Raw genomic sequence first — 24,617 nt, forward strand, 5'->3', positions numbered from 1 at the left:
CAACTCTGGGTTCGCACCGGCGGCTCTAGCGCTCAGGAACCGGGAGGTCCTGTGTCGGGGCAGTGCAGGCGGGTGCGGAGGGTGGCTCGGGGACGTGCTCGGGCAAGTTCCAAGAGTTCGGCGGCTTGGGCGTGGCCACGGCGTCTGTGGTGGCGTTGGAGTTCGAGGGTCAGCGCGGTACGCGGGACACCCCGGCACAGGGCAGCGTTCAGGGTCGCCAGGGCATCCGGTCGGCTGACGGTTCGTGCTACGTCGATTGCGGTTCGTGCGGCATTGGTGGTGACGGTACCCCGGATGAGTTCGAGTTCGGCTTTGTCCACATGGTCTCGGTGGACGATGAGGTGGCCGATGCGGGAACCCTGTTGACCAAGGACGTGGGTGGGGTGGTTGGGCTGTACCGCGAAGCCGTGGAGTTCTGCGGCAGTGTTGTACGCGGCGGCGACGCAAGCCACGCCCAACGATAGGCGGGCCGCCTCTACGCGCAGTTGGGCCGAGGGTGCGGTAGTGGCCTCACGGAACACGCCGCGGAAGACCTGGACCCATTCACCTTGGTCGAGCAGGGCTCGCATCTCGGCGCGGGTGTACTCGCATAGCACCTGCCATGAGGTGAATACGCCGAATTGCTTGTCACGCACTTCTTCCAGGCCTGGTCGCATATGCCAACTATCGGCGAACAGCGCCTCGACCTCGCGGCATCGACCAGCGCAAACAGAAAGTCTGTGGATAACCGGTTCCCTGTGGACAACTCGACGTATCGGGACCGCTCAACGACAGCGAGGTCCAGGTCCACACCGCGCGGCAACTCCACATCCGCGGGTGAAGCGCTCACAAAGGGCGCGCGGGCGCTGACAGGAGCGGCCCTACACGGTGGCGACGCGCTTAGCCAGGTCGTCGGCCAGTTGTTGGGCCTGGACCGGGTCGGTGGCCTCGACCATTACTCGGACCAGTTGTTCGGTTCCACTGGGGCGCAACAGGATTCGGCCGGAGTCGCCCAGTGCTCGTTCGGCTTCCTGGACTGCCTCCTGGATTTCGGGGGCGGCGGCGACCGCGGCCTTGTCGGTGACCGGGACGTTCACCAGGACCTGGGGGACGGTCTGGAGTACCGATGCCAGATCGGCCAGTGTGCGGCGGGTTCGGGCCATGCGGGCCATCAGTTTCAATCCGGTGAGGATGCCGTCGCCGGTGGTGCCGTAGTCGGGAAACACCACGTGGCCGGATTGTTCGCCGCCGAGGTTGAAACCGCCACGGCGCAATTCCTCGAGGACGTACCGGTCGCCGACGGCGGTGGTGCGCAAGGTGATTCCGGCTTCGCGCATCGCGATGTGCAGGCCGAGGTTGCTCATGACGGTGGCGACCAACGTGTTCTGGACCAGCGAGCCGGTCTCGTGCATGGCCAGCGCGAGGATGGCCAGGATCGCGTCACCGTCCACGATCGCACCGTTGGCGTCGACGCCCAGGGTGCGGTCGGCGTCGCCGTCGTGGGCGATGCCGAGGTCCGCGCCGTATTCACATACCGCGCGTTGGATCTGGTCGAGATGCGTCGATCCGCAACCGTCGTTGATATTCAGGCCGTCCGGCTCGGCATTGATCGCGACCACGGTGGCCCCGGCCGCGCGGTACGCGGCCGGGCCGACCTCGGCGGCCGCGCCGTGCGCGCAGTCGACCACAACGGTCAGCCCGGACAGATCCTCACCGGTCGCCTCGACCAGATGCTGCACGTAGCGCTCATGCGTTCCGGCCAGGCTGTACTGATCAGGGATGACCAGCCCATGGTCCCTGGCGCCAGATGCGTTCAATACCCGACCGATCCCCGCGCCGACCGGGCGCACTGGCGCGCCCTCGGCAATCAACGCCTCGATCCGGTCCTCGACCGCGTCCTCGAGCTTGTGCCCGCCCGCCGCGAAGATCTTGATCCCATTGTCCGGCATGGGATTGTGCGAGGCCGAGATCATCACGCCGAGGCAGGCGTCGTACAGACCGGTCAGATACGCCACGGCGGGTGTCGGAAGTACCCCCACCGAAAGCACATTCACACCCGCGGCGGTCAGGCCGGCGGTCACCGCGGCTTCCAACATCTCGCCGCTCGCGCGTGGATCGCGACCGACCACGGCGAGCGCGCGCTCCTTGCCGCGACTCAAGATCTGTGCCGCCGCCCCGGAAACCTGTAGTGCCAGTTCCGGACTCAGTGAGCCATTGGCAAGCCCGCGGACTCCGTCGGTGCCGAACAAACGTCCCATACCCTCGCCCATCATCGGTGGATCCGCGGCATGCCCGAAAGCGGCGGCCTGTGCGACCGGTAAGTGCCCCGCGAATGCCTCGAGTTCATACAGCACGAGAGCAGGCGCCCAGCGGTGCTGGGAGCCTGCTCTCGTGCAGGTGCCCCGGCGACCCTACTGTCTCCGACACCTCCAAGGTGGCGGATGAGTCGGTGGCCGACGCAGCCAAAATCAGCGCTTCGAGTACTGAGGCGCCTTGCGGGCCTTCTTGAGGCCGTACTTCTTACGCTCAGTGGCACGCGGGTCACGCGTCAGGAAGCCGGCCCGCTTGAGGGCGGGGCGGTCATCCGGGGTGACCTCGATGAGCGCGCGAGCAATGGCCAGACGCAGCGCACCGGCCTGGCCGGAGGGGCCACCGCCGACGAGACGCGCGTGGATGTCGAAGGACTCGGTCCGCTCGACGGTCACCAGCGGCGACTTCACCAGCTGCTGGTGCACCTTGTTCGGGAAGTAGTCCTCGATGGTGCGCCCGTTCAGCACGAAGTTGCCGGTGCCCGGCAGCAGGCGCACGCGAACGACGGCCTCCTTGCGACGACCGACGGTCTGCACCGGACGGTCGATCACGATCGGGGCGTAGGTGGCGGGCTCGGCCTCATAGCCGTAGTCCTCCTCAACGACCTCGACGTCGGCGTCCTCGGCTGCGTATTCGTCGGACTCGTTGAATTCCTCAGGAGCGGTCACTGGGCCACCTGCTTGATCTCGAACGGAATGGGCTGCTGAGCGGCGTGCGGATGCGTCGGGCCAGCGTAGACCTTCAGCTTGCCCGCGATGGCGTTGCCGAGCTTGTTCTTCGGGATCATGCCCTTGACGGCCTTCTCCACGAGACGATCGGGGCGCGACTCCAACACCTGACCGACAGTGCGCGACTTGAGGCCGCCCGGGTGTCCGCTGTGGTGGTGGATCAGCTTGTCCGACTTCTTGTTGCCGGAGATGGCAACCTTGTCGGCGTTGATGATGATGACGAAGTCGCCACCATCGAAGTTCGGCGCGTAGGTCGGCTTGGTCTTGCCGCGCAGCAGATTCGCTGCCTGGACGGCGAGACGGCCGAGCACTACGTCAGTGGCGTCGATGACGTACCACTTACGGGTCACATCACCCGCCTTGGGGCTGTACGTAGGCACAGTGGTTCCCTGTCTGTAGTCGGTGTTGCCAGCCACGGCGTGCAATCGAGCGTTCCCGGCGGCCGGTGGAGACCCGGGGTTCGACGTACTTCCACACGCCAACGGGCAACGATACCAGCCATGCCCCAGCGGTATGAAACCGGTCAGATCTCGATCGGCGGCCCGTGGTCGATGGCGCCGGGCGGTCCGGGGACCACGTAGCGGGGGACGTCGATGCTCGGCTGAGCGCATTGCACACCCGCGGCGTCGAATCCGGATTCGCCCAGTTCCGAGACCAGGCCAGGGTCGTATCCGCGCGCCGCGACAATGCCCGCACGCTGCTCATTGGTGACGTACGGGGTCAATGGGCAGGAGACCGGTGTCGCGGTGACCGAAGCGACCAGTTCGGCCTGGTCTGCGCCGGACGACAGGCCCATCGCGGCCAAGGCGGCGGCACCGACCACCGCCTGCGCACCGAACAACTTGCCCCAGCGTTTGCCCTTGCGCGGTTTGTCCGCGTCCTCGTCCGATTCGCGCGGCTGCCATTGCGAACCGCTCTGCGGGGGTTGGTCCTGCTGCGGTTGGTGAGGACCGCGCGGATCGAGCGGCGGCACCGGTCCCTGCGGGCTGGGGGGCGTCGGCGGACGACCGATAACGGTGGGCCGCTGCTCTTCCTGATACTGCCCGGGCGGGCGGGTGAACCTGCTACCCAACTCGGCGAGGTTCGGCGGCAAGGACTCCCGGCCGACCCGGGTGGTCGGCTCCTCACCTGTCGGCTCGGTCGACGGCTGCAGGGGCGGATATGCAGGCCCGTACGGCACAACCGGCGGATGCGCCTGCGCGGCGTCGCGACAGCCCGACCCCTGCTCAGGATGGGTCGGACCTTGCTCCGGACGGCCCGGCCCCTGATCAGAACGCGCTGGCGCTTGCCCCGAACGAGGCGACACATCCGACCGCCCCTGCACCGCCTCCGCCTGTCGCTGCGCCGAAAGCGCCTGCTGCTGTGCCGATTCGGCTTGATACTGCGCGGAGTCCACCTGCCGCGCCCGCGGGTCTGGCGCCAGCTCGGCATGTCGGCCCGCTGACTCCGGCTCGCCGTTCTCGTTATCGGTGACCAGCAGGTGCGAGGCCCCGAGCACCAGCGCGTGCATCGGGTGATCGGCCACGTGCAACCGGTGTCCGAGATGGTTCTGGAACGCCAACCGCAGCGCGTCGTTGAAGCAGACATTGCCGGACAGCAGCACCGTCGAGGTGTCCGCGCCGATCGAGCGGGCTGCGGCCATCACCTCGATCACCACATTGTCGGCCGAGCGCGCATCGCGCATAGCCTCCGCGGTGACCGGCACGTCGACCGATTCCGTCGGCTGCTCATCGTCGCCGTGCACTGCGACGACCAGCATGGTCCGCCCGTCGGAGTACACCCCCGTCGCGCCGATGCCGTGCGGATTGCGATCGTCCGGCGCGCGCACCAACCCGAGGGCGCGCACATATCCGGACAGCGCAACACTTTCCGGCAGCGGCTCGACCGTGACGTCCAGCCGTTCGACCAGGTCGACGTACACATCGACCTTCGCATCGGGCCAGCCGTCCGGGAAGGGCAGCGCGACCAGATCCGGTTTACCGCGCAGATATTTGCCGACGGCCGCCAGCGGGTTGTACATGCGGGCACGGAAGACCAGTTCGGCGGGCCAGGTCGCACCGGCCACCACGATCTGCGGATGGCCGAGGATGTCGCGCACATCGGCGATCGCCATCCCCAGATCCGGGCGCTGGCGCTCCATTCCGGCGGTATGCAGCCCGCCCGACGAATCCGCCAGCAGATATGCCGGCGGCGTGTATGTACCTTCTACTTGCACCGGGCGGATCGGTGTTCCGCCGCCGCCCGCGGCAACGGACACCACATCCCACCCGAGATGTACTGCCCCAACTCGCACCGTCACAGGCATAAGTGTGCCTGCTGTGTCAGCGATACGCTCACCGCATCCGGTGATAGCCCGCTGGAACAGGTCCGCCCGACGCCACCTCGCCGGCGCTCGGTTCCTTCGGAAGGCCCGCCGTGCTGTGGCATGGTTCGCTCGCTACGCTCGACTGTGTCGATTGTTCGCTCGCTACGCTCGCTCACGCCGAGTTCGACTTCCGCAACCGCAGCCGACGCCAAGTGATGATCGCCAATACCGTGGTAATCGCGACGAGCAGAGCGATATCGAGATACCAGATGTTCGGCTCGTGTTGCCACAGTGTGTCGGGTTGCGCGTTCGCGAACAGAGTTCGGATATCCACTGTCGACGCCCCGGCCGCATAGCCCCAGCGCGACGGGAACAGCCACGAGATCTGTTCGAGCACTACCCGGTGGGTCACCGGAATCAGACCACCCGCCATGACCAGCTGAACCATGATCATCACCACGAGCATCGGCATGACCTGTTCGTTGGACCTCGCCAGGCTGGACAGCAACAAGCCGAAAACCACACAGCACACCGCGGTCAACGCGATATCGAGATACAGCTCGGCGGGCCCGCTCGGGATAACCGAACCCTTCAGCGGCGGCTTCTTACCGGCCAGTGTGATGCCGACCAGCACCGCCGCCTGCAGGAACGAGGTAATGCTGAACACCGCGATCTTGGCGAGCAGATACGCCGAGGGCAGCAGCCCGACCGCGCGCTCGCGATAGAAGATGGTGCGCTCACCGACCAGATCGCGCACGGTCAGTGTCGACCCCATGAAGCAGGCGCCCAGAATCAATACGACGAGCAGCTGCTGGGTCTCGCCGCCGCCGGACGGGACGAACAGCGTCTCGTTGCCGCTCTGCACCTGCTCCAGCGGACCGCTCTGGAAACCGTTACGGCCCGGCACCACCAGCGACAGCGCACCGAGGATGAAGGGCAGGATCACCAGGAACGCCAGATAACCGCGGTCGGCGAAGATCAACCGCACCTGTCGTCGCGCCAAGGTGGAGAACTGTTTGGCGCGCCCGGATTGCGGCGGACTGCCCGCCGATCCCTGCCGCGGCGGTGCGGGCGGTGGCGGCGGTGGCGCGAAGGCCAGCCGGGACCGATACGCGGCGAATGCCTGATCCGGATTCGCGGCGACCCGTCCGAAAATTTCCGCCCAGTCACTGGTGCCCATGGCCGCGCCGACGCTGGCCGGATGACCGCAGAAGGCGGTCTTGCCACCGGGCGCGAGCAACAGCACCTGATCACACATGTCCAGGCAGGCCACCGAGTGTGTGACCACAATGACGGTGCGCCCGGCATCGGCCAGTTCGCGCAGCATCACCATCACCTGACGGTCGAGCGCCGGATCCAGACCCGAGGTCGGTTCGTCCAGGATCAGCAGCGACGGACCGGTCAGCAGTTCCAACGCCACCGACGCGCGTTTGCGCTGACCACCGGAGAGCCGGTCCACCCTGGTATCGGCGTGTTCAGTGAGCGAAAGTTCTTTCAGCACACCGTCGATCACCTGCCGGCGGTCGGCCTTCGAGTTGTCCGGCGGCAGTCGCAGTTCGGCGGCGTAGCCGAGCGCCTGGCGCACGGTGAGCTGACGGTGCAGCACATCGTCCTGCGGCACCATGCCGATGCGGGAACGCAGTGCCTCGTATTCGGCGTGCAGGTTGCGGCCCTCGAAAGTGACCACACCGCCGGAAGGGTGGGTGGTGCCCGCGATCAATTTCGACAACGTCGATTTGCCCGCGCCGGAGGGGCCGATCAGCGCGGTGAGCGTGCCCCGCCCCGCCTGCATATTCACATCGACGAGCAGCTGCTTATTGCCCTCGACGGTGAAGCCGACGCCGTGCACGTGCAGGCCCTGTTCGGCGACCGGCTTCTGCCGATGCACCAGCGTGCCCTGCTGGACGACGAAGTCGATATTGCCGATGGTGATGATGTCGCGCTCGCGCAGCACCGTGCGCTGCTCACGATGGCCGTTGACGAAGGTGCCGTTGGCCGAGCCGAGATCCTCGATGGTCAGGCCCTCGGCGGATGCGACCAGTCGCGCGTGCTTGCGCGAGGCCAGCGGATCGTTGACGACGATCTGGTTGTCGGAGGTACGACCGATGTTCAGCCCGCCCGGCGGCAATCGGTCGGCCCTGGCGATCGGCGAGGTGGACGGGCGCGAGCGAACCGGCGGCAGCATCGAGGAGTCGGCCTTGAAGGTCGTATTGACGTTCGGCCGCTGCGGCTGGGAGGGCGGTGGCTGCTGGAGCTGCGGCTGCGACGGCGGCTGTTCCGGGCGCTGCTGCGAAGGTGGTTGCTGGAGGTGCTGTTCCGGACGCTGCTGGGATGGCGGCGGTGTCTGTGGTGCCCGCCGCGGATGCTGATAACCCGGCGGCACCGACGACTGCGGTTGCGACACAGGCGGTTGCGCGACCTGCGGCCGCGGCCGGGCCGACGGCGTCACGGGCAGCAGATGCAGTAGCGGACCACTGATCGCATCGCCGAGCCGCACCTGCGTCGGCCGATTGATCGGCACCGGCTGACTCAATCGCCGCGCATCCACGAAAACGCCGTTGGTGCTGCCGTTATCGGTGAGTACCCAGCTGTTCCCCTGCCACGCGAGCGTCGCATGCACTCGCGAGACCAGCGGGCTGTCCACGAACAATGTCACTTCCGGTGCGCGACCCATCGTGACCTGTTGATTCGAATCGAAGACCCGTTCGGTTCCATCATGGCGCACGGTGATGGTCTGCGCCCCCGGTAAAGACATGCAGCGGATACTATTCCATCACCCGGACTTCGGCGGTGCCCCCGATGCGCCTTTTGCCCCGATCCGGAGACCGTTATGAACGTACGACCGGCCGACTAGGGGGAGCCTTGCCGAAACTCCGAGCGACCGCGGTCATTGCCGTAGCAGTATGCGTAATCGCGATGTTGGCGGGCTGCACTCGTGCGGTGCACGGTCGAGCGGTTTCGGTCTACGACGATCCATTCAAGGTCGCCGGACTGCCCACCACGAGCGGTCCGAGCGGACCGCGCCCCAGCGTCCCCGATACCTCACTCACCGCGATCAACGGGGACAGCGGCGAGGTGGATGCCTTGGCACTCAATGCGATCGACGATATCCAGACATATTGGCGTGCCGAATACAGCAAGGATTTCGAGGGCGAGTTCAAGCCGGTCGACAAGCTGATCTCCTGGAGCGCGAAGGCGCCGCGCAGCCAATCGCTCGATTTCTGTAAGGAATCCACCTATCACCTGGTGAACGCCGCGTACTGTCGACTCGACAACTCGATCGGCTGGGACCGCTCGGTGCTGTTGCCGACGATCGAGGACACCTTCGGCAAGATGGCCGTGATCATGGTGCTCGCCCATGAATACGGACACGCCATCCAGACCTTGGCGAAAATCGTGCAGACGAAGGATCCGGTGATCGTCAAGGAGCAGCAGGCCGATTGCTTCTCGGGTGCGTTCATTCGCCATGTGGCCGAAGGCAAATCCAAGCACTTCACCATCAATACCTCCGATGGCCTGAACTCGGTGCTGGCCGCGACCGTCGCCATTCGGGACTCCAATCCGGATGATCCGGAGAGCGTGCACGGTTCGGCATTCGAGCGGGTCACGGCCGTGCAGATCGGTTTCACCGATGGTCCGAAAGGGTGCAAGGCCATTGATATGCACGAGATCGAGCGCCGCCGCGGCAATTTGCCGCAGACCTTCAAGGACGATCCCGGCCACGGCGAGAATCCGATCGACAAGGACACTCTGGTCGAGCTCAGCAAGGCACTCGCCGCGATCCTGCCGCTGAAACAGGCGCCGACCTACGACTACTCCGGCGCGAAGATCGACTGCAAGAACGGCGTCGCCACACCGCCGGTTTCGTATTGTCCGGCCAAGAACACCATCGCGACCGATGTGTCCGCGCTCGCGCAGCGCGGCACTTCCAACGCCGATAACAACGATCCGTTGCCACTCAAGGTGACCGGCGATTACAACGGCTACATCGTCTTCATTTCGCGCTACACCCTGGCCGTCCAGCAGAGCAATGGTCAGCAGTTGGTCGGCGCGAAGACCGGACTGCGCGCGGCCTGTCTGTCGGGCGTGGTCACCGGCAAGCTCGCGCAGCCGGGTCGCAGCCAAGCGCAGGGCGATATCGTCCTGGCCGCAGGCGATCTCGACGAGGCGGTATCCGGACTCCTGGCCGATGGGCTCGCGGCCAGCGATATCGAGGGCAAGACCGTGCCGAGTGGATTCTCCCGGGTCGACGCCTTCCGCGCCGGAGTGCTCAACGGCGAGCACACCTGCATGTCGCGGTATTCCTGATCAGCCGAACGGCGGGGGTGCGGCGGGCTCGAATCGCAGCACCCGGTTGCCGATCATGATCTCGGTGCCGGGTATCAGGACCGTCGGCTGGTTGGGTGGCAGGCGGATCCAGTCGCGATAACCGGGTAGGCGGGTGCGAGTGCCATTGGTAGAACCCCGGTCCACCAGGGACACATCCCAATTCACCAGCACCACCTCGGCGTGTGCACGGGACATGCCGCCCGAGGAGTCCTCGACTTTCAACGGCACCATGCCGCGGCGAGCCTGTTCGGAATGTTCCGGATCACGGCCGAGGACCGCGTCCGCGGCCAGCATGTAGGTCATGCCGTCGTCGAGGACCAGCATGCCGAGCGGCGGGCGGACTACCTCGATCAGCTGCTGCGTCTGATCCACCGGCATTCCGCAGACCGTGCAGAACGCCGAGCGCGGATCGCTGGGATGTGCACGCGCGCACTTGAATCCCATCACCTTGACAGTGAGTGCGGTGGCCTTCGCGGTGGCTTCCAGCCTGCGCTGCAGATCCGGATCGGGGCGCGGAGCCGGATTGGTGCCACCCATTTGGGTCGGCGCGTGGTGCGGGTCGACCGGTTGCTGTTCCTGGACCGAATCGAGCATCGCGGTCGAGGCGCGGGTCTCGGTCAGATGTGGTTCGGTCCCCAGCTCCGGTTCGGGCTCGGGACGCCGGGTCGGGCCCGAGTCGATGCGCGCAGTCGGCGGTGGCGGTCGATGCGCGCCCTCGGGACGCACCGGTTCGGACCGGCCGCGCACCGCATCCGACCAGACGATCGCGCCCCCGGCCTGCGCGATCCCCTCGACCAACCAACCGATCCCGCGCTCGGCGGGCAGATCCGGAATGCGGCCCTTGGGGTCATCAACGAAGAGCGCGACCGCCCGCGCGGGCACCGTCGCGACCCGGTCAACCGTGAAGGCCGCATCGCTACCTCGATAGCGCTCGAGCGTTCCGTCACCGGCGAGCACCGCGGTGACCGCACCGTGCAGGAAGACCGCGATCCCGCCGGTCTCGGCCGCGCACAGAATGCCGAAATCGATCGGCACACCGGGACTGATCTGTTCGGCATGGGTCATCAGCCAGCGGGTCGCCGCCCGCGCGACCAGTGCGCCCGGCCCCACCGAATGCTGTTCGGCGGCCTCGCGCACGAGCTGCGCCAGCGATTCCAACGCGACCACGGCGGGTGCGTCCGGCGTCAGGCGCGCAGGCCCACGATGGGCGACGACCATCACCGCACCCGCGACCCGGGCGACGGCGTGACCTCCGACAACGACCTCAACCTGCCGATCCTTCAACGGTATCGGCCTTCCAGCGGTGCGCATTGCGGGGTCGTCGCCACATCGACAAGGGTATTGCAATCCAAGCCCTAAGGGGTCCCCGTCCCCGGCGTCCGTCCGGTAACTTCAGATGCACATCGGGAGGAACGAGGGGCCTGTCATGGTTGGGACTTCGCGCATCGCGTTCGCGGTGGCTTGTATCGCGGTGACCGGAGTGCTGGCCGGGTGCAGCGGCGTGCAGGGTACGCCGCTGGCGGCCGAACAGGACGTACGCAAACTCGAGGTCGGCACCTATCCGGTCGATCGACACCGATACGACCGGGACGCGGGCTCCAACGGGGCGCTGGTCGAGGGCATGCGGATGTCGGAGGCCGTGGTCGCCAGTTCGAAGATCGACCCGTCGCTAACCTACGGACGCGAAGGCAAGGTGCTCCGCAGCATCGACGATGCCGTCGAACATGTTGCGTCCGCGTCCAAGCCGGTGCTGGTGAACCGCAACTACCTCACCGGGTACGCCAGCAGTGGTTCGGATAAACCGGATCCGCCCGGTCAGACCCGGCCGTCGGCCGACACCACCGCGGTCACCAATGTCGTATTCCGCTTTCCGGACGAGGCCACCGCGAAGCTCGCCGCGCGCGAACTCGAGGACGCCGATATCAATATCTCCCCCGACAACCGCAAGCTGCCGTCGAGTAAATACCCGGACGCCTACATCCATTGGCGACCGGGCATTCCGAATATCGGAACCTTCATGGCGCACAAGGAATTCGTCATCTCGCTATTCGTCGGGCGGCCCCGCGCGGACGGTCCCGACCTGCTGAGTTGGGTCGAGAAAACGCTGGATGCCCAGGTCCGCGCATTGGACAAGTTCCAGGCGACCCCGCAGGACAAATTCAGCAGCCTGAAGATCGATCCAGAGGGCATGCTCGCGCGCGTAGTGGTCGCGGATCGTCGTGGACACACCCCGAATGCCGATAATTTCGCGGTCTACGGCCCGAGCTACTTCGTCCAGTCGGCCGAGGACGAGTCCAAGACCCAGCAGCTGGTGGACGACGTCGGGGTCGACAAGTTCGCCATCGTCGACAACGGTTCGGTCACCCGTGTTCGCGACTATCCGGCCGCGCAGAAGTTCATCGACGGACTGATCGATGAGGTCCGCGATACCTTCGACCCGATCGATGCACCCAAGGATGTTCCGGGCGCGAAGTGCTTGCAGCTCAACAGCAAAGGTGACACAGAGCGTCAGTACAAGTACCGCTGCTATGTTCCATACAAGCGGTACGTCGGTGTGGTCACCAGCGATAAGGAGCCGGATGTGCGGCAGAAGGTGACCGCGCAATACGCACTGCTCGCCAACAGCCTTTGAGCCGACAGACCCAGCGGTAAGACTCGGATCTGCACCGGGCCATCGAACTCGATCGATTCTAGGCAGTAGCACCGGATTTCATCACCGGCTTCGTCAGCTTCGGCTCGGCTGAGGCAACAACCGCAGGTTCGGAAGTGGAACTGCCGGAAAAGCTTGTGCCGGTGCTCAAAGCGCAGGTGAAGTGGTTCGCGCAAGTCACAGCCCTGCCCAAAGCGGCTAGGACGCTGATGACAGGTGTGAAGTAGGATCCCCCCGAGGAGTCCGCAAACGGGGAAAACGCACATCCGGAACGGGGGGAAGTATGAGGTATCGAGGCGGGTTCGTCGCACTACTCGCCGCAGCAACCGCAGCGAGCGTGAGTTGTTCGACGACCGTGACAGGACAACCAGGGCCGGGACTGGCCCGGGTCGATGTGGCGACATTGAAGACCGGGGCCTACGCCCCCGAACCAACTGCCTACGCACCAGACATCACCACCATTCCCGACTTGCGGATGATCGAAGCGCGCCGGATGCTCAACTATCTGGTTCATCCATTCGAGATCGACAGCGAAATCAGCGTGACCGCGAATCAGACATTTATGTCGAATGCCGATTCGATGATCAGCGAGAGGTCCTTCCCCGAACTGTATCGCCCGGTCGCGGCCGACAACAATCTCCTTGCGGGAGTGTATGTTTCCGGCACCAACGGTAATTTGCGCAGTCGCAAGAAACTGATCATCTCGGTACTGCGCTTCCCGACCGACACAGCCGGGCGAGCCGCCGCCGACCAGTTCGATCAGCTCACCAACAGCAATCCGGGCCGTCATCCGGTGGTGATCCCGGGTCATCCGGATGCTCGGGCCTCCTCCACCGACGACAAGACCGTGACTTCGTTCATCGCGCACGGTCCATATGTGATCGTGACGAATGCTGCTCTCCCCGAACCGGATCAGGCCAGGGTCGCGAACAATATCGTTAAGGCCGTCGACCTCCAGATCGCTCGATTGGACCAGCAGAAGCCGGTACCACTGGACGACCTGCTCGACCTGCCGACGGATCCGGACAACATCATGCGCCGCGCGCTGCCCGAGGCCCCGGACTTCAGCGACCCGTTCATCGGCAAGACTGATTTCGGCTATTTCGAACCGTCCGGCGAACTGCACTTCGAACGCAATCCGATCGAGGTGCGGAAGGCATTCGACGACAGCGGAGTCGATCTCGTCGGACGCCGTGGCGCGATCATCTATCGCGCGCGTGACCTGTCCGGCGCCTTCCACCTGCAATCCGTCCTGGCAAAGACTGGTAAGAACGACGAGATCATCGCGTCGCCACCGGGCCTGCCCGATGTCAGCTGCGTCAAGCTCGATACCAGAGACGACACAAGGAATTACGACCAGTTTTGCGTGGTGGTCCATGGGAGGTACGCGGCCGTCGTCATCGGGAGAACATTCACCGGAAATCTTGATCCGGTGCTGTATCAGCGCGCCACCGCTCAGTACGCAATCCTGGCCAAGAGCGAGTGAGGCCGACCATGCGATTCCGACACAGCCTGTACGCCATAGTCGCGGTGGCCCTCGCTGCGGCCGCCGCCTGCGGTGACACCAAGGACACGACCACCCCGGTCATCGACGTAGCCGAACTGGACTCCGGCAACTATCCGACAACGCCGCGCGATATGGAATCCACGCGTACGGCGGACTCGGGAGCCAACCTGGAGTCGGTACGGATCGGAAACTCGATACCGCTACCTTTCGAAATAGACGGGAAGTTCACTTTCCAGCGTCTGGCATCGGTTGATGGGCGGACCACCCTGAAATCCCCGGCAACCATGGCGTCGATCACGGACAACGAGTTCCCCGACCTCGCGCAAGGGCTGGTCGCCGGGTGGGAATCATCCGGCGAGCGCCGCAAAAACCCGTGGGTCGGCGGCTCGGTAATTATTGATACGCTTCGATTCTCGGATGCGGCCAAGGCCGAGACTGCGGCCCGACGCCTTGCCGACCGTCAGGCGGAGGTGGTTCCCGGCGACAGCGTGACGATCCCGGGGCACCCGACCGCCCGTGCGAAATGGTCTCCCAGCAAGCGGACCCTGGATTCCTTCCTCGCACATGACACCATGCTGCTATACGTCTACATCACCGATCCGGTCAGCGAACCTGTCGACACTGCACCGCTTATCGCGTTCACCCAGGCGGCGTTTACCAAAAGTATCGAGGCACTGAAGAACTATTCGCCGACACCGATCGATCAGCTCGGGTCCCTGCCGCTCGATGTGGACGGCCTACTCAGTAGGACCCTGCCGCTCGAAGATCGGCAGATGAGCATATCCGGGATCGATCGGACGAGGCTGATGACCGCACGCAGCGCACTGCCCGCCGAAAACTTCCCGGTACTCACCAAAGCCGCCTTCGATGACGCGGGCGTCGATCTGGTCGCATACTCTGGCGAGAAGGTCTTTCGCACTCGTGATGTCGACAGCACCGTCCGCTTGATCGCCGCGCTGATCGATCAAAAATCCGATGGATACCGTTCGATCGATGCGCCACCCAACATGCCCGGCGTGAAGTGTTTCGACACCAAGGACAAAAAGACCTCCACACTCCGTTATCCGCCGGTGTGCTATCTCGCGTACGACAGATTCGTCGCAAAGGTCGAGGGAACCAACGTACAAGAGGCGTATCAAAAGGCCGCTGCGCAATACAAGTTACTCGCTTACGGGCGTTAGGGGAGGGCATGAAGCTCGCTACGAGGCCGACCGTGGTTCGAATATCGGTGGCGCTGTGCACGGCCGCGGCGTTGGCTACCGTATCTGCGGGATGCGGCTCGCAGGTGACCGGACAGCCGGTCCGCGTCGAGCCGGACGTGTCGAAGCTCGACGTCGGCAACTATCAGACCAAGCCGCGCCAGATGGGTAATGCCAAGAGCGACAAACAAGCTCGGACGCGGGAGGCACAGCGACTGGCCGACTACGTGGCGCTGCCGTACGAAGCCGATTCCTCCTACGTCGAGGATGCCTGGGGCATCGCGACTCATATTGTCCTCAACCGAAAGACCCTCGGCAGCCTCGTCATAAACGACACCTTCGATGATGTCGCAAAGGACTTGGTCGCGGGCTGGGTCAATGCATGGCGAACCGGAGGTGCGCAGGAGGACAAGCGGCGAACGCTGAGCGTCGCGGTGCTCATGTTCCCGGATGCGCAAACCGCGTCGGCAGTCGGACCGACCCTCGAACACGACGACTTCACCTACAACGTCGACAATCAGCCTGTTCGGATCGCGCAGCCGAATACGAACGCACATTGGCGGCCTGGCATCTCCTCGGTCGGCTCGTGGACAGTGCACGACCGGTACGTCGTCTACATCAAAGTGGTGGACGATACCTCGGCGCCCGATCTGCCGGCATTGACATCGCAGGTCGAGAAGATGCTCGGTGTGCAACTCCCGCTACTCGACGAGTTCCAGCCGACTTCGGCGGCCGAACTCTCCCGTATCCCGCTCGACCCGCAGGGTTTGCTCGGCCGCACCATCCCCAGCAGTCCGGAAAGACCGATCCGCGCGGAGCCCGACGGTGTATTCAGCGGCCGCGGGACGGTGTCATTGATGAATGCCGGACAAACCACATTGCCGGAGTTGGAGGAGCACGGCGTCGATCTGGTGTCGTTCGGGGATGCCGTCGTCTTCCGAACCAAATCACTGAAGGATGCCGAGGACCTCTGGGCGAAGTGGCAGCCATTGAAGCCCGATCAGAAGATGATCGGTGCACCGGCCGGGCTCGGCGAACACGTCCAATGTTTCGCGGACGGGGTAACCGAGAAGAATCCGACCGGCTCGATGAATCTGTGTATGTTCCAGGTCGATCGATACGTCGTGCAGGCGTTCGGGAAGCAACCGCAGGATCTGCATCAGAAGGTCTGCGCGCAGTATGTCCTGCTGCAGAGCCGTTGAGGACGTTCGGATGCGAGTCGAAATACCCACCGGCGACTTGCTAGATTTCTGACGGAGGCTCGCGTGTTCGGGCGTTCGACATCATCGAGGAGGACCGAATGGCGTTGCGGCCCGGTGCAATCGTAGGCGGCTACCGGGTACTTCAAGCTCTCGGCAGCGGCGGTATGGGCACGGTGTACCTGGCCCAGAACCCCATCCTCCCCCGTCGTGACGCGTTGAAGGTTCTCAGTGCCGATCTGTCCACCGATGATGAATTCCGCGCCCGCTTCGAGCGCGAAGCGAATCTGGCCGCCGGGCTCGATCATCCGAATATCGTCGCGGTGTACAACCGAGGCGAGGAGAACGGCCAGCTGTGGATTGCTATGCAGTACGTCGACGGCGTCGACGCCTCGGACGAGGCCAAAAAGGGGCCCTCGGTGATGACCCCGCAACGCGCCCTGCGGATCGTGGCCGAGGTGGGCAAAGGGCTCGACTACGCGCACCGACGCGGGCTGCTGCACCGAGATGTGAAACCGGCGAACTTCCTGCTCTCCGCCGCCGAGGAGGGCGATGAGGAACGCGTACTGCTCACCGACTTCGGCGTCGCGAAATCGTCCGAGGACGGCCAAGACCTCACCGCGACAGGCAATTTCATGGCCACCGTCGCCTATGCATCGCCCGAGCAGTTGGTCGGAACCAGCCTGGACTCCCGCGCCGATATCTACAGTCTCGGCTGCTCGTTCTTCAAGCTGCTGACCGGACAGAACCCGTATCCGTCGACCATGCCGGCCGTGGTCATGATGGGCCACCTGCACGAGCCACCGCCGAAATTGAGCGCGATCCGACCAGGTCTACCGCCCGCGTTGGACGCGGTGATCGAGACGGTGATGGCCAAGGAGCCAGCACAGCGCTATGCGACGTGCCGCGAGTTCACCCAGGCCGCCGAGGCTGCCCTCTATGGCACGCAATGCCGTGCACCGGAGGCCGGGTACTCGACCGATAACCGCATACCCACCGGGGGATATTCGACTAACCCGACCATGCCGGTCGCCGGGGATCCCTACGCCGCCGGCACCGGTTACCACACCCGAACCGGCACTCCCACTACCGGATTCGCGCAGCATGAGAATACCGACCATAGCCTTGTCGCGACACAGCGAAATAATCCCGCTCGATCAGGCATCCGCCGATTCCTGATACCTGCGGCGCTCGCCGTGGTCGTCATTGCCGCCGTCGCCACTGGAACCTTTTTCCTCACCAACAGTGGATCCGACTCGGGTGGTGGTGGCGACAAGGTGGCCGAAGCACGGAACGCCAATCCGCAATTCTCAGGAAAGACCGTCACCGCATTCAATTTCGGCAACTCGACGCTCTCGGTAGTACTCAATCCCAGCGATCAATCCAAGTTCCTGCAGAACCTCGGCTTCGTATACAGCACCAAATACAAGGCCGTCGGCGACGAGAAGTCGCCCCGATCGCTGTCGGCCGCAGGTTATTCGGCGGATATCGATTCCGAGGTCGTGATCGTGCTGCGGAACGACAGCCAAGCCGGGAACGGTGGCCTGCGTGGCTTGCCGGGGAGCATTCTGTCCAGCAATGCGAAGATCGTTGTGGTCGATGAGCCGTCGGCCGTGCAGGCCTTCCAGGTGTGGACCGGACAGTCCCCGGATACGCTGGTGGACAAGATGGTTCCGTCGGTTGCCAAGGTCGTCAAGTAGCCCGGCGGACATGATCCACAGTCTCAACGAGCCGGGATCGGTCTTGTAGACGCAACACTGCGCTGTTCGGTAGGGTATTCGCAGCCAGCCCACTCGCCAGTTCAGGTGGCCGCGAAGGGGGAAGGAGGGGATCGGTGTGCTGGTGGCGACCGAAACGACGACATTGCGGTCCAAGGCATCCGGGGGGATATATGCGGCCCTCCGACCGTGACGTAGCCGGTCGACAAAGCTACAGCGCCCGTGCGTTGCGATGGATCTGCCAGATTCTTTCGAACTGGATGGAACCGAGCGAGCCGAGGACGCGTCCAATCATATGAACGAGGTCAACTCGCACTCGGGACGTTGACCAGAACCAGGACCAGGAGCAGAAGCGATGACTTCACCAGGGAATTTCGTTGCGGATACCGAGGGTATCAATGCGAAGGCGAAGGAGTTCATGGAGCAGCACAACAGCCTGAACGCCGCAATCAGTCAGCTGAAGAGCGATGAGGACAACGTCACGAACGGCGCCAACTGGCAAGGCGCGGCCCGCGATGCCTTCAATGCCTTCATGGAGCGGTACTACTACCAGGCCTCCAAGATGAATGACCAGTTGATGCAGACCGCCGACAACCTGCTCAAGATGAGCAACCAGTTCTCGGATCAGACGCACGATTTCGCCTCAAAAATCCAGACGCAGGTTTCCAGCCTCGACCTGCCCGCAGTCTAATTTCCAGAATCACGCAACATAGGAGTCCGAAAAATGAGCATGGACAAGCCGATCTCCGCTAATTTCGACGGCGTTGCGGACGGTGCCCGCCAGATCCTCAACCGCGCCGAGAACATTCGGAACGAGCTCGAGGCGTTCGAAAAGAAGGTCAAGGCATTCTTCGACACGCAGGGCGGTCAGGCCAAGGAGGCCTTCGAGCAGTACCAGACGACCTGGAACCAGCACGTCGTCCAGCTGAACACGACGCTGAGCGGTGCCGCGACGCTGGTCGACAAGGGGAACTCCGAATTGCAGGGAACGGACACTGCCCTGGCCGGCCTCTTCTGAGTTCCGACACGAACTATTCGTGGCCCCCGGCGATTGCCGGGGGCCACGAATAGTTTATGCGCTGAGTGCGGTGAAACCGCGAAACCATACTAGGACAACACCGTCACGGACTGACCTGTATCGAGGCCGCGAACTGTTCGCAGGGTTGTTTGATGGGCTCAAAGCCAGCGAGGTACTGGCAGCCGGTGCTGACCTGAAGTCCGTGTTCTACCAGCACATGCCAGCTCACCGTCGATCCGTCGCCTGGTTGTTCGGTGTAGGCGAGGCCGGATTTGCCACCGAAGACGACGTCGCGCTTCAGATCGCTCTGTTTGCCGTTGGGCTGTTGCTTGATTTGGGTTTCGAGGTCGGCGGCTACTTGCTCGTATCCGGTGCCTGGGGCGACGGGGGTCTGGGTGAGGGTGATGCGGGCGCGGGTTCCGTCCGACGGGACGAGGTCGACTCGCGATTTGCTGGGGTCGATAGCCTGTGTCAGGCGCCAACCTGCTGGGATCTGAAAGCGTACGCGGCCAACGGTTTCCGAGGATGACCTCGGAGTCGTCGATGGTTGCACGCTCGGTGGCTGTGTAGCCGGTGCCGCTGGTGTGCTCGGTGCCGCAACCGCAGGTTTGTCGTCCGAGCCACTGAATGCGAAGACAGCACCCACAGTAACCGCGGCGACCACCAGCACTCCGGCGATACCAGCGATCGCATAGGCCTTGGTATTTCGGCCCGCCGGCTGCATCGCTGCCGCTCGCTGACGCAAGGGCTGCATCCACTCGGTGGCCGGCAGCGGCGCTACTTCGGGCTGATATTCCGGCTCCTGCTGTGGGCCACGCACCAGATCCGCGCCCGCGATCGGACGCACTTCGATCGCCTGAGTGCAGACTTGTTGCACCGCCGAGCGGATCAGGTCCAGCTTCGCCGGATCGGACGTCCCGACGGCCTGACCGATATCGGCGGGCTGACCAGCGAGTACACGATCGATAAGCTCGCATAGATCGTAGAAGGCACTTGATTCCGGCTCGATATCGGCAACCGCGAGATTCGGTTCGTGCTCACATGATTCGATTTGAATGCCCTGATGGCTGCGCACCACGGCGGACGCGGTGGTCGAGAGCGGGCCGAATTCCAAGACGACCGTTCGGCGGCTACGCGCGGCGCCGACATCGGCGACCACCGCGCGAATTGCCATATCCTCGCAGACCACATCCGCGGCGAAGCGGCGGGCGGCCTCGGCGAATACCGCTCGCCGACGACCGCCCCATTCGGTCGGGCAGACGACAGTGATCTGCGTACACGGCACCGGGACGCCGAGGTTGCGCATTACGGTGCCGACCTGCGTAGATATCACCTCGGCCAAGCTCGGCACGCGCGGCAGCAACGCGATCCGGTCCGCCGCGACGTACTGGACGGCGGAGCTGACCTGTGTCGGCGGCGTAAGTGGCTCGCCGACAACGAGATCCCCATTGCTGCCGAGCACCACCGAGGGCGGCACATCCCAATGTGTGGCCGGGCCGCGCGCCCATATGCGGGTGTCGGTGACGACCAGATCGACAGCTGACATCACTCGGCCGGAGGCATCCAGGCCAGCTGAATCAAGCCCTCGGAATTGCGCGTGACGTAGGTTCCTCGCCCAGGCGGTTTGATACCGGGTCGGGTAGTACCGAAGAGCACGCCTTCGTCCTTATTGCAGCTCATTACCAGTGCGGCCGAACCGAGATCCTTCATGCGCGCCACCGTCGCTTCGTACATGGCCCGGCTGGCACCACCGGAGCGGCGCGCGATGATCACATGGAAACCGAGGTCACGGGCATGTGGCAGGTGTTCCAGCAATGCCGACACCGGATTTCCGCTAGAGGAGGCGACCAGGTCGTAGTCGTCGACAATGACGTACAACTCCGGACCGCGCCACCAGGAGCGATCGCGCAACTGCTGCGGCGTGACATCCGGGCCCGGCGTCCGCTGTGCGACATAGGCGGCAAGATCGGCCATGTTCTGGGTGAATTGCGGTGCGGTGGAACCGTATCCGGCGAGGTAGCCGTCGGGCACGAGGCCCAGCATCGACCGTCGGTAGTCGCCGAGGATGAAACGCGCCTGATCCGGTGTATTCGAAGCCGCGATGCTCTCGATGATCGACCGGAGCAATGTCGTCTTACCGCTTTCGGTATCACCGATGACGATGAAGTGCGGGCTCTCGTTGAAGTCGAGGTAGACCGGAGCCAGCTCGGATTCGTTGATGCCGAGCGGAATTCGCATGCACTTGACGTCCGGATCGACCTGCGACGGCCAGTTGCCAGCGAGCTGCAGCAGCTGCTCGCGCGGCAACATTTCGGGCAGCATCCTGGCCGCGGGCGCGTGGCGGCCCGGGGTCAGGCTGGCGATGGTCGCGACCGCGTCGGCGACGGCTTGGCCGAGGTTGTCCTGATCCGCGCTGCCGTCGATGCGTGGTAGACCGGTCAGCATGTGCAGGCATTCCGGCGTCATACCGCGCCCCGGACGGCCCTGCGGCACAAGCGAAGCGAACTTACGGCCGAGGTCGGAGTCCATCGGGTCGCCGAGGCGGAGCTCGATGCGGGTACCGATCTGGTCCTTGAGAGCCGGTCGCGCCTCGGCCCAGCGGTTGAGCGCGATGACGACGTGTACGCCGTAGGAAAGGCCTTGCACCGCAAGGTTCATGATCGGTTGCTCGAGCGGGTCGAAGTCCTGGCGGATCGAGCTGAAGCCGTCGATCACGAGGAAAACATCACCGAACGGATCCTCGTGTGCTCCGGCGGCACCCGGGCTGCTTGCCGGATCCATTGCGCGTAGGCGGCGGAACTCCGTCATCGATTCGATGCCCAGCTGACGGAATCGTGCCTCGCGCTGACGGACGACGGTGGTCATTTCGGCGATGGTGCGGCGGACTTTGTCCTCGTCCAGGCGGCTGGCCACCGAACCCACGTGCGGCAGGCCTTCGAGGCTGGCCAGAGTGCCACCACCGAAGTCGAGGCAGTAGAACTGCACCTGTTCGGCGGTGTGGGTGAGGGAAAGCGCCATGATCATGGTGCGCAGGGCCGTCGACTTACCCGACTGCGGGCCACCGACGACCGCGACATTGCCTCGTGAGCCCGACAGGTCCACGACGAAGGGGTCACGGCGCTGGTCATAGGGGCGGTCGACGATGCCCATGGGGGCGCGCAGGGTGGCGACAGCGGAGTATTCGCCGGTGAGCACGCTGCGCGGGATGAGTTGGTCGAGGGTGGGAGGCTCGTCCAGGGGCGGGAGCCAGATCTCGTGGGCCGGGCGGCCGTGGCCCTGGATGCGGGAGGCCAGCATGTTCAGGTTGGAGATCTGTTCGCCGTCTTCGGACTGTGGCTCCGGATCGTGCGACGCCTCCGATGGCAGCGGGACGCGGTCGATCGCGCGGAAGTCGACGTGGGTCGCGGTGAAAGGGCGTGCCTTGATGTCGATTTCGCCGCCCGCGACACCGGCTTGGGTGACCTCGCGCTGGGAACCGCCACCGACGTAGGGGCCGGAGACGTAGGCAGCCTGGAATCGTTGGATCTCACCGGAGTCGGATTTGAGGTATCCACCGCCGGGGACGCCGGGCAGGTTGTAGGCGTCGGGAACACCGAGGACCTGGCGGGATTCGTTGGCGGAGAACGTCTTCAGACCGATGCGGTAGGAGAGGTGGCTCTCCAGGCCCTTCAGCTTGCCTTCCTCGAGGCGCTGCGAGGCCAGCAACAGATGCACGTGCAGCGAGCGACCGAGGCGCCCGATCATGACGAACAGTTCGGCGAAATCCGGGTGCTGGGTGAGCAATTCGGAGAACTCGTCGAGCACCACGAACAGCGCGGGCAGCGGGTCGAGGTCGGCGCCGGCGGCGCGCGCCTTCTCGTACTCGGAGACGTTCGCGAAGTTGCCCGCCTGACGCAGCACTTCCTGGCGGCGGTTCATTTCACCGGCCAGGGCGTCCCGCATACGGTCGACGAGGTCTGCTTCCTCCTCCAGGTTGGTAATGACGGCCGCGACGTGCGGAACCCCGTCCAAACCGAGGAAGGTCGCACCACCCTTGAAGTCGACGAGCACCAGGTTCAGCTGGTCCGGCGAATGCGTGGCCAGCAGGCTGAGCACCAGGGTGCGCAGGAATTCCGACTTACCGGAACCGGTTGCGCCGATGCACAATCCGTGCGGGCCCATACCGCTTTCGGCGGCTTCCTTGATATCGAGTTCGATCGGCGCGCCGTCGGCGCCGACCCCGAAGGGCACGCGCAGCCGCTCGCGACCGTAGCGCGGACGCCAGGCGTGTTCGGGATTGAAGGTGCCGATATCGCCGAGCTTCATCAGCTGGGTCCAGGTCGAGATCACTTCGGCGTCATCGTGTTCGACATCGCTGCTGCGCTGAGTCGCCGCACGATAGGGCGCGAGCCGACGCGCGACCTGCTGGGCCTGTTGCGCGCTGATCCGATCGATGAGCGCGAAACGCTCCTGGTTGCCGGTGGCACCGCGACCGACGCATTCACCGTTCTCGACGACCATCTTGATACCACGCGAAACCGCCAAACGCGGTGCGTAGCCGCACAAGTCGATAATGGTCACGCCTTCGTAACCGGATTCGCGAAGTTGATCCTCTTCGGCCTCCAGCAGGCCGCCATCGACGACGATCACGATATGCACCAGGTTGGCGTTGGCGGGCTGGTTGCGGGAGTAGCGAACGCGGTTGGCCAGCAACGGATGCAGGCCCGCGGTGGCCTCGCGGATCGAGCCGTAGAACATGCGTTGGGTGCCGATGCCGTCCTGCGCGTCCGGATGCTGGGTATGCGGCAGCCACTTGGTCCACTCCCATTCGCGGGCGGTGTCCGGGCCGCAGACGACGGCGATGAGCACCTGGTCCGGCGCCTGGAACATGCATAGCTGCAACAGCATTGCGCGAGTCATATCCCGGGCCTCGACGCGGTCGCCATCGAGTGCGATGGTCGCGAAGCCCTTGACCGCGATCGCGGTCGGCAGATCCGGAACCGTGGAGTGCGCGCGCACGAAGCGGCGCAGCGAAACCGCCGCGATCGGTTCCAATTCCTCGACCGGACCGGTCTCCGGAGCGACCAGACGAGTAGCCAGGCGCTGTCCACCGACGCCGATGCGGGCGTGGCAGAAATCCTTGTCCCCGGCGCGGCGTTCCCACATGCGGCTGGTGCCCGCCAGCATCCAGATCAGGCCCGGCTCCGGGTGGCTCCATTCGACCGAGGCGCGCTGCTGGGCGGCGGTCTGGTCGACATCCTTGCGGACCTGGTCGAGGTAGCGCAGATAGTCCTTGCGGTCCTCGTTCGCCTCGGCTGCCTTTTGCCCCTTGCCGCTGCCCTGACCGGCGAACATGCCGACCATGGAGACGACCATCATCATCGGGAACATCATGCTCATCGGGTTCGACGAGATGCCGCCGCCCTGGGTGAACATCAGCGCCATCATGCCGACCATGCCGACGACCATCACGACCGGCATCAGCTTCGATACCAGGCTGCCTGGTGTCACCCTCGGGATTTCGGGCGGTGGCTGCAGCGTCACCTCGCCACCCGGCGTGCGCGGCATCTCGCGACGCGCACGCCGCTGGAACCGGACGGTACTCATCGGACGAGATCCCCCTCTTCGCAAGCTGCGCCTTTTCGGCCTCAGTGTAGAGGGCACAGCTGACATGTCGTACAGTTCGACCAGCATTC

Annotated in this window: 17 protein-coding genes; 8 read left to right on the top strand and 9 right to left on the bottom strand. The window is 64.6% G+C overall.

Annotated features, from left to right (window positions below; translation table 11 throughout):
• Window positions 1-32 precede the first annotated feature (32 nt).
• The 6 genes from ACW2Q0_RS22040 to ACW2Q0_RS22065 all read right to left on the bottom strand — a co-directional run bounded on the left by ACW2Q0_RS22040 (window position 33) and on the right by ACW2Q0_RS22065 (window position 8,077).
• A complete protein-coding gene (locus ACW2Q0_RS22040; RefSeq protein ID WP_457192790.1) occupies window positions 33-656 on the bottom strand; it encodes a hypothetical protein in 624 nt (207 codons plus the stop codon).
• A gap of 204 nt (window positions 657-860) precedes the next feature.
• Window positions 861-2,237 carry a phosphoglucosamine mutase gene (glmM, locus tag ACW2Q0_RS22045; RefSeq protein WP_457192875.1) on the bottom strand — a complete coding sequence of 459 codons (1,377 nt, stop codon included), beginning with the start codon at window positions 2,235-2,237 and terminating at the stop codon, window positions 861-863.
• Between the two features lie 210 nt (window positions 2,238-2,447).
• Window positions 2,448-2,957 carry a 30S ribosomal protein S9 gene (rpsI, locus tag ACW2Q0_RS22050; RefSeq protein ID WP_457192791.1) on the bottom strand — a complete coding sequence of 170 codons (510 nt, stop codon included), beginning with the start codon at window positions 2,955-2,957 and terminating at the stop codon, window positions 2,448-2,450.
• Window positions 2,954-3,397, bottom strand: coding sequence for a 50S ribosomal protein L13 (rplM, locus tag ACW2Q0_RS22055; RefSeq protein WP_354951732.1), 444 nt, complete (start codon window positions 3,395-3,397; stop codon window positions 2,954-2,956). Before rplM ends, rpsI begins: the two co-directional genes overlap by 4 nt.
• A gap of 143 nt (window positions 3,398-3,540) precedes the next feature.
• A complete protein-coding gene (locus ACW2Q0_RS22060; RefSeq protein WP_457192792.1) occupies window positions 3,541-5,316 on the bottom strand; it encodes a hypothetical protein in 1,776 nt (591 codons plus the stop codon).
• 178 nt (window positions 5,317-5,494) lie between these two features.
• On the bottom strand, window positions 5,495-8,077 hold the full coding sequence (locus ACW2Q0_RS22065) for an FHA domain-containing protein (protein WP_457192793.1): 2,583 nt from the start codon (window positions 8,075-8,077) through the stop codon (window positions 5,495-5,497).
• 107 nt (window positions 8,078-8,184) lie between these two features.
• On the opposite strand from ACW2Q0_RS22065, the gene ACW2Q0_RS22070 reads away from it, so the two are divergent.
• Entirely contained in the window at window positions 8,185-9,630 is a 1,446-nt protein-coding gene (locus ACW2Q0_RS22070) for a metallopeptidase (RefSeq protein ID WP_457192794.1), read from the top strand.
• Here ACW2Q0_RS22070 and ACW2Q0_RS22075 read toward each other — a convergent pair whose 3' ends face one another.
• A complete protein-coding gene (locus ACW2Q0_RS22075) occupies window positions 9,631-10,935 on the bottom strand; it encodes an FHA domain-containing protein (RefSeq protein WP_457192795.1) in 1,305 nt (434 codons plus the stop codon).
• 142 nt (window positions 10,936-11,077) lie between these two features.
• Here ACW2Q0_RS22075 and ACW2Q0_RS22080 point away from each other — a divergent pair, with 142 nt between their 5' ends.
• The 7 genes from ACW2Q0_RS22080 (at window position 11,078) to ACW2Q0_RS22110 (ending at window position 18,942) form a co-directional block, all read left to right on the top strand.
• Window positions 11,078-12,283 (top strand): DUF7373 family lipoprotein, encoded by a 1,206-nt coding sequence (locus ACW2Q0_RS22080; RefSeq protein ID WP_457192796.1) that lies wholly within the window; start codon window positions 11,078-11,080, stop codon window positions 12,281-12,283.
• A 373-nt stretch (window positions 12,284-12,656) separates the two neighbouring features.
• The gene (locus ACW2Q0_RS22085; protein WP_457192797.1) at window positions 12,657-13,787 is read left to right on the top strand and encodes a DUF7373 family lipoprotein; all 1,131 of its coding nucleotides are present in this window, start codon (window positions 12,657-12,659) and stop codon (window positions 13,785-13,787) included.
• 8 nt (window positions 13,788-13,795) lie between these two features.
• Window positions 13,796-14,989: a DUF7373 family lipoprotein gene (locus tag ACW2Q0_RS22090; protein WP_457192798.1), complete on the top strand. Its 1,194-nt coding sequence runs from the start codon at window positions 13,796-13,798 to the stop codon at window positions 14,987-14,989.
• 8 nt (window positions 14,990-14,997) lie between these two features.
• Entirely contained in the window at window positions 14,998-16,209 is a 1,212-nt protein-coding gene (locus ACW2Q0_RS22095) for a DUF7373 family lipoprotein (protein WP_457192799.1), read from the top strand.
• Window positions 16,210-16,307: 98 nt separating this feature from the next.
• Window positions 16,308-17,906 carry a serine/threonine-protein kinase gene (locus tag ACW2Q0_RS22100; protein WP_457192800.1) on the top strand — a complete coding sequence of 533 codons (1,599 nt, stop codon included), beginning with the start codon at window positions 16,308-16,310 and terminating at the stop codon, window positions 17,904-17,906.
• 373 nt (window positions 17,907-18,279) lie between these two features.
• Entirely contained in the window at window positions 18,280-18,615 is a 336-nt protein-coding gene (locus ACW2Q0_RS22105) for a WXG100 family type VII secretion target (RefSeq protein ID WP_457192801.1), read from the top strand.
• A 39-nt stretch (window positions 18,616-18,654) separates the two neighbouring features.
• Complete coding sequence (locus tag ACW2Q0_RS22110; RefSeq protein WP_457192802.1) at window positions 18,655-18,942, top strand: WXG100 family type VII secretion target; 288 nt, start codon at window positions 18,655-18,657, stop codon at window positions 18,940-18,942.
• Window positions 18,943-19,045: 103 nt separating this feature from the next.
• Here ACW2Q0_RS22110 and ACW2Q0_RS22115 read toward each other — a convergent pair whose 3' ends face one another.
• Both ACW2Q0_RS22115 and eccCa read right to left on the bottom strand, forming a co-directional pair.
• The gene (locus ACW2Q0_RS22115; RefSeq protein ID WP_457192803.1) at window positions 19,046-20,488 is read right to left on the bottom strand and encodes a type VII secretion-associated protein; all 1,443 of its coding nucleotides are present in this window, start codon (window positions 20,486-20,488) and stop codon (window positions 19,046-19,048) included.
• Window positions 20,488-24,528, bottom strand: a complete 4,041-nt coding sequence (gene eccCa, locus ACW2Q0_RS22120; RefSeq protein ID WP_457192804.1) for a type VII secretion protein EccCa — start codon at window positions 24,526-24,528, stop codon at window positions 20,488-20,490. The genes ACW2Q0_RS22115 and eccCa overlap by 1 nt, the downstream gene beginning before the upstream one ends.
• Window positions 24,529-24,617: the final 89 nt, after the last annotated feature.

It is taken from the genome of Nocardia citri, assembly GCF_054065835.1.

Excerpts from the sequence above, each read along its gene's own strand:
- ACW2Q0_RS22040 (WP_457192790.1), bottom strand. The coding sequence starts at position 656 with ATGCGACCAGGCCTGGAAGAAGTGCGTGACAAGCAATTCGGCGTATTC.
- glmM (WP_457192875.1), bottom strand. The coding sequence starts at position 2,237 with ATGGGACGTTTGTTCGGCACCGACGGAGTCCGCGGGCTTGCCAATGGC.
- ACW2Q0_RS22065 (WP_457192793.1), bottom strand. The coding sequence starts at position 8,077 with ATGTCTTTACCGGGGGCGCAGACCATCACCGTGCGCCATGATGGAACC.
- ACW2Q0_RS22080 (WP_457192796.1), top strand. The coding sequence starts at position 11,078 with ATGGTTGGGACTTCGCGCATCGCGTTCGCGGTGGCTTGTATCGCGGTG.
- ACW2Q0_RS22090 (WP_457192798.1), top strand. The coding sequence starts at position 13,796 with ATGCGATTCCGACACAGCCTGTACGCCATAGTCGCGGTGGCCCTCGCT.
- ACW2Q0_RS22095 (WP_457192799.1), top strand. The coding sequence starts at position 14,998 with ATGAAGCTCGCTACGAGGCCGACCGTGGTTCGAATATCGGTGGCGCTG.
- ACW2Q0_RS22100 (WP_457192800.1), top strand. The coding sequence starts at position 16,308 with ATGGCGTTGCGGCCCGGTGCAATCGTAGGCGGCTACCGGGTACTTCAA.
- ACW2Q0_RS22105 (WP_457192801.1), top strand. The coding sequence starts at position 18,280 with ATGACTTCACCAGGGAATTTCGTTGCGGATACCGAGGGTATCAATGCG.
- ACW2Q0_RS22110 (WP_457192802.1), top strand. The coding sequence starts at position 18,655 with ATGGACAAGCCGATCTCCGCTAATTTCGACGGCGTTGCGGACGGTGCC.
- ACW2Q0_RS22115 (WP_457192803.1), bottom strand. The coding sequence starts at position 20,488 with ATGTCAGCTGTCGATCTGGTCGTCACCGACACCCGCATATGGGCGCGC.
- eccCa (WP_457192804.1), bottom strand. The coding sequence starts at position 24,528 with ATGAGTACCGTCCGGTTCCAGCGGCGTGCGCGTCGCGAGATGCCGCGC.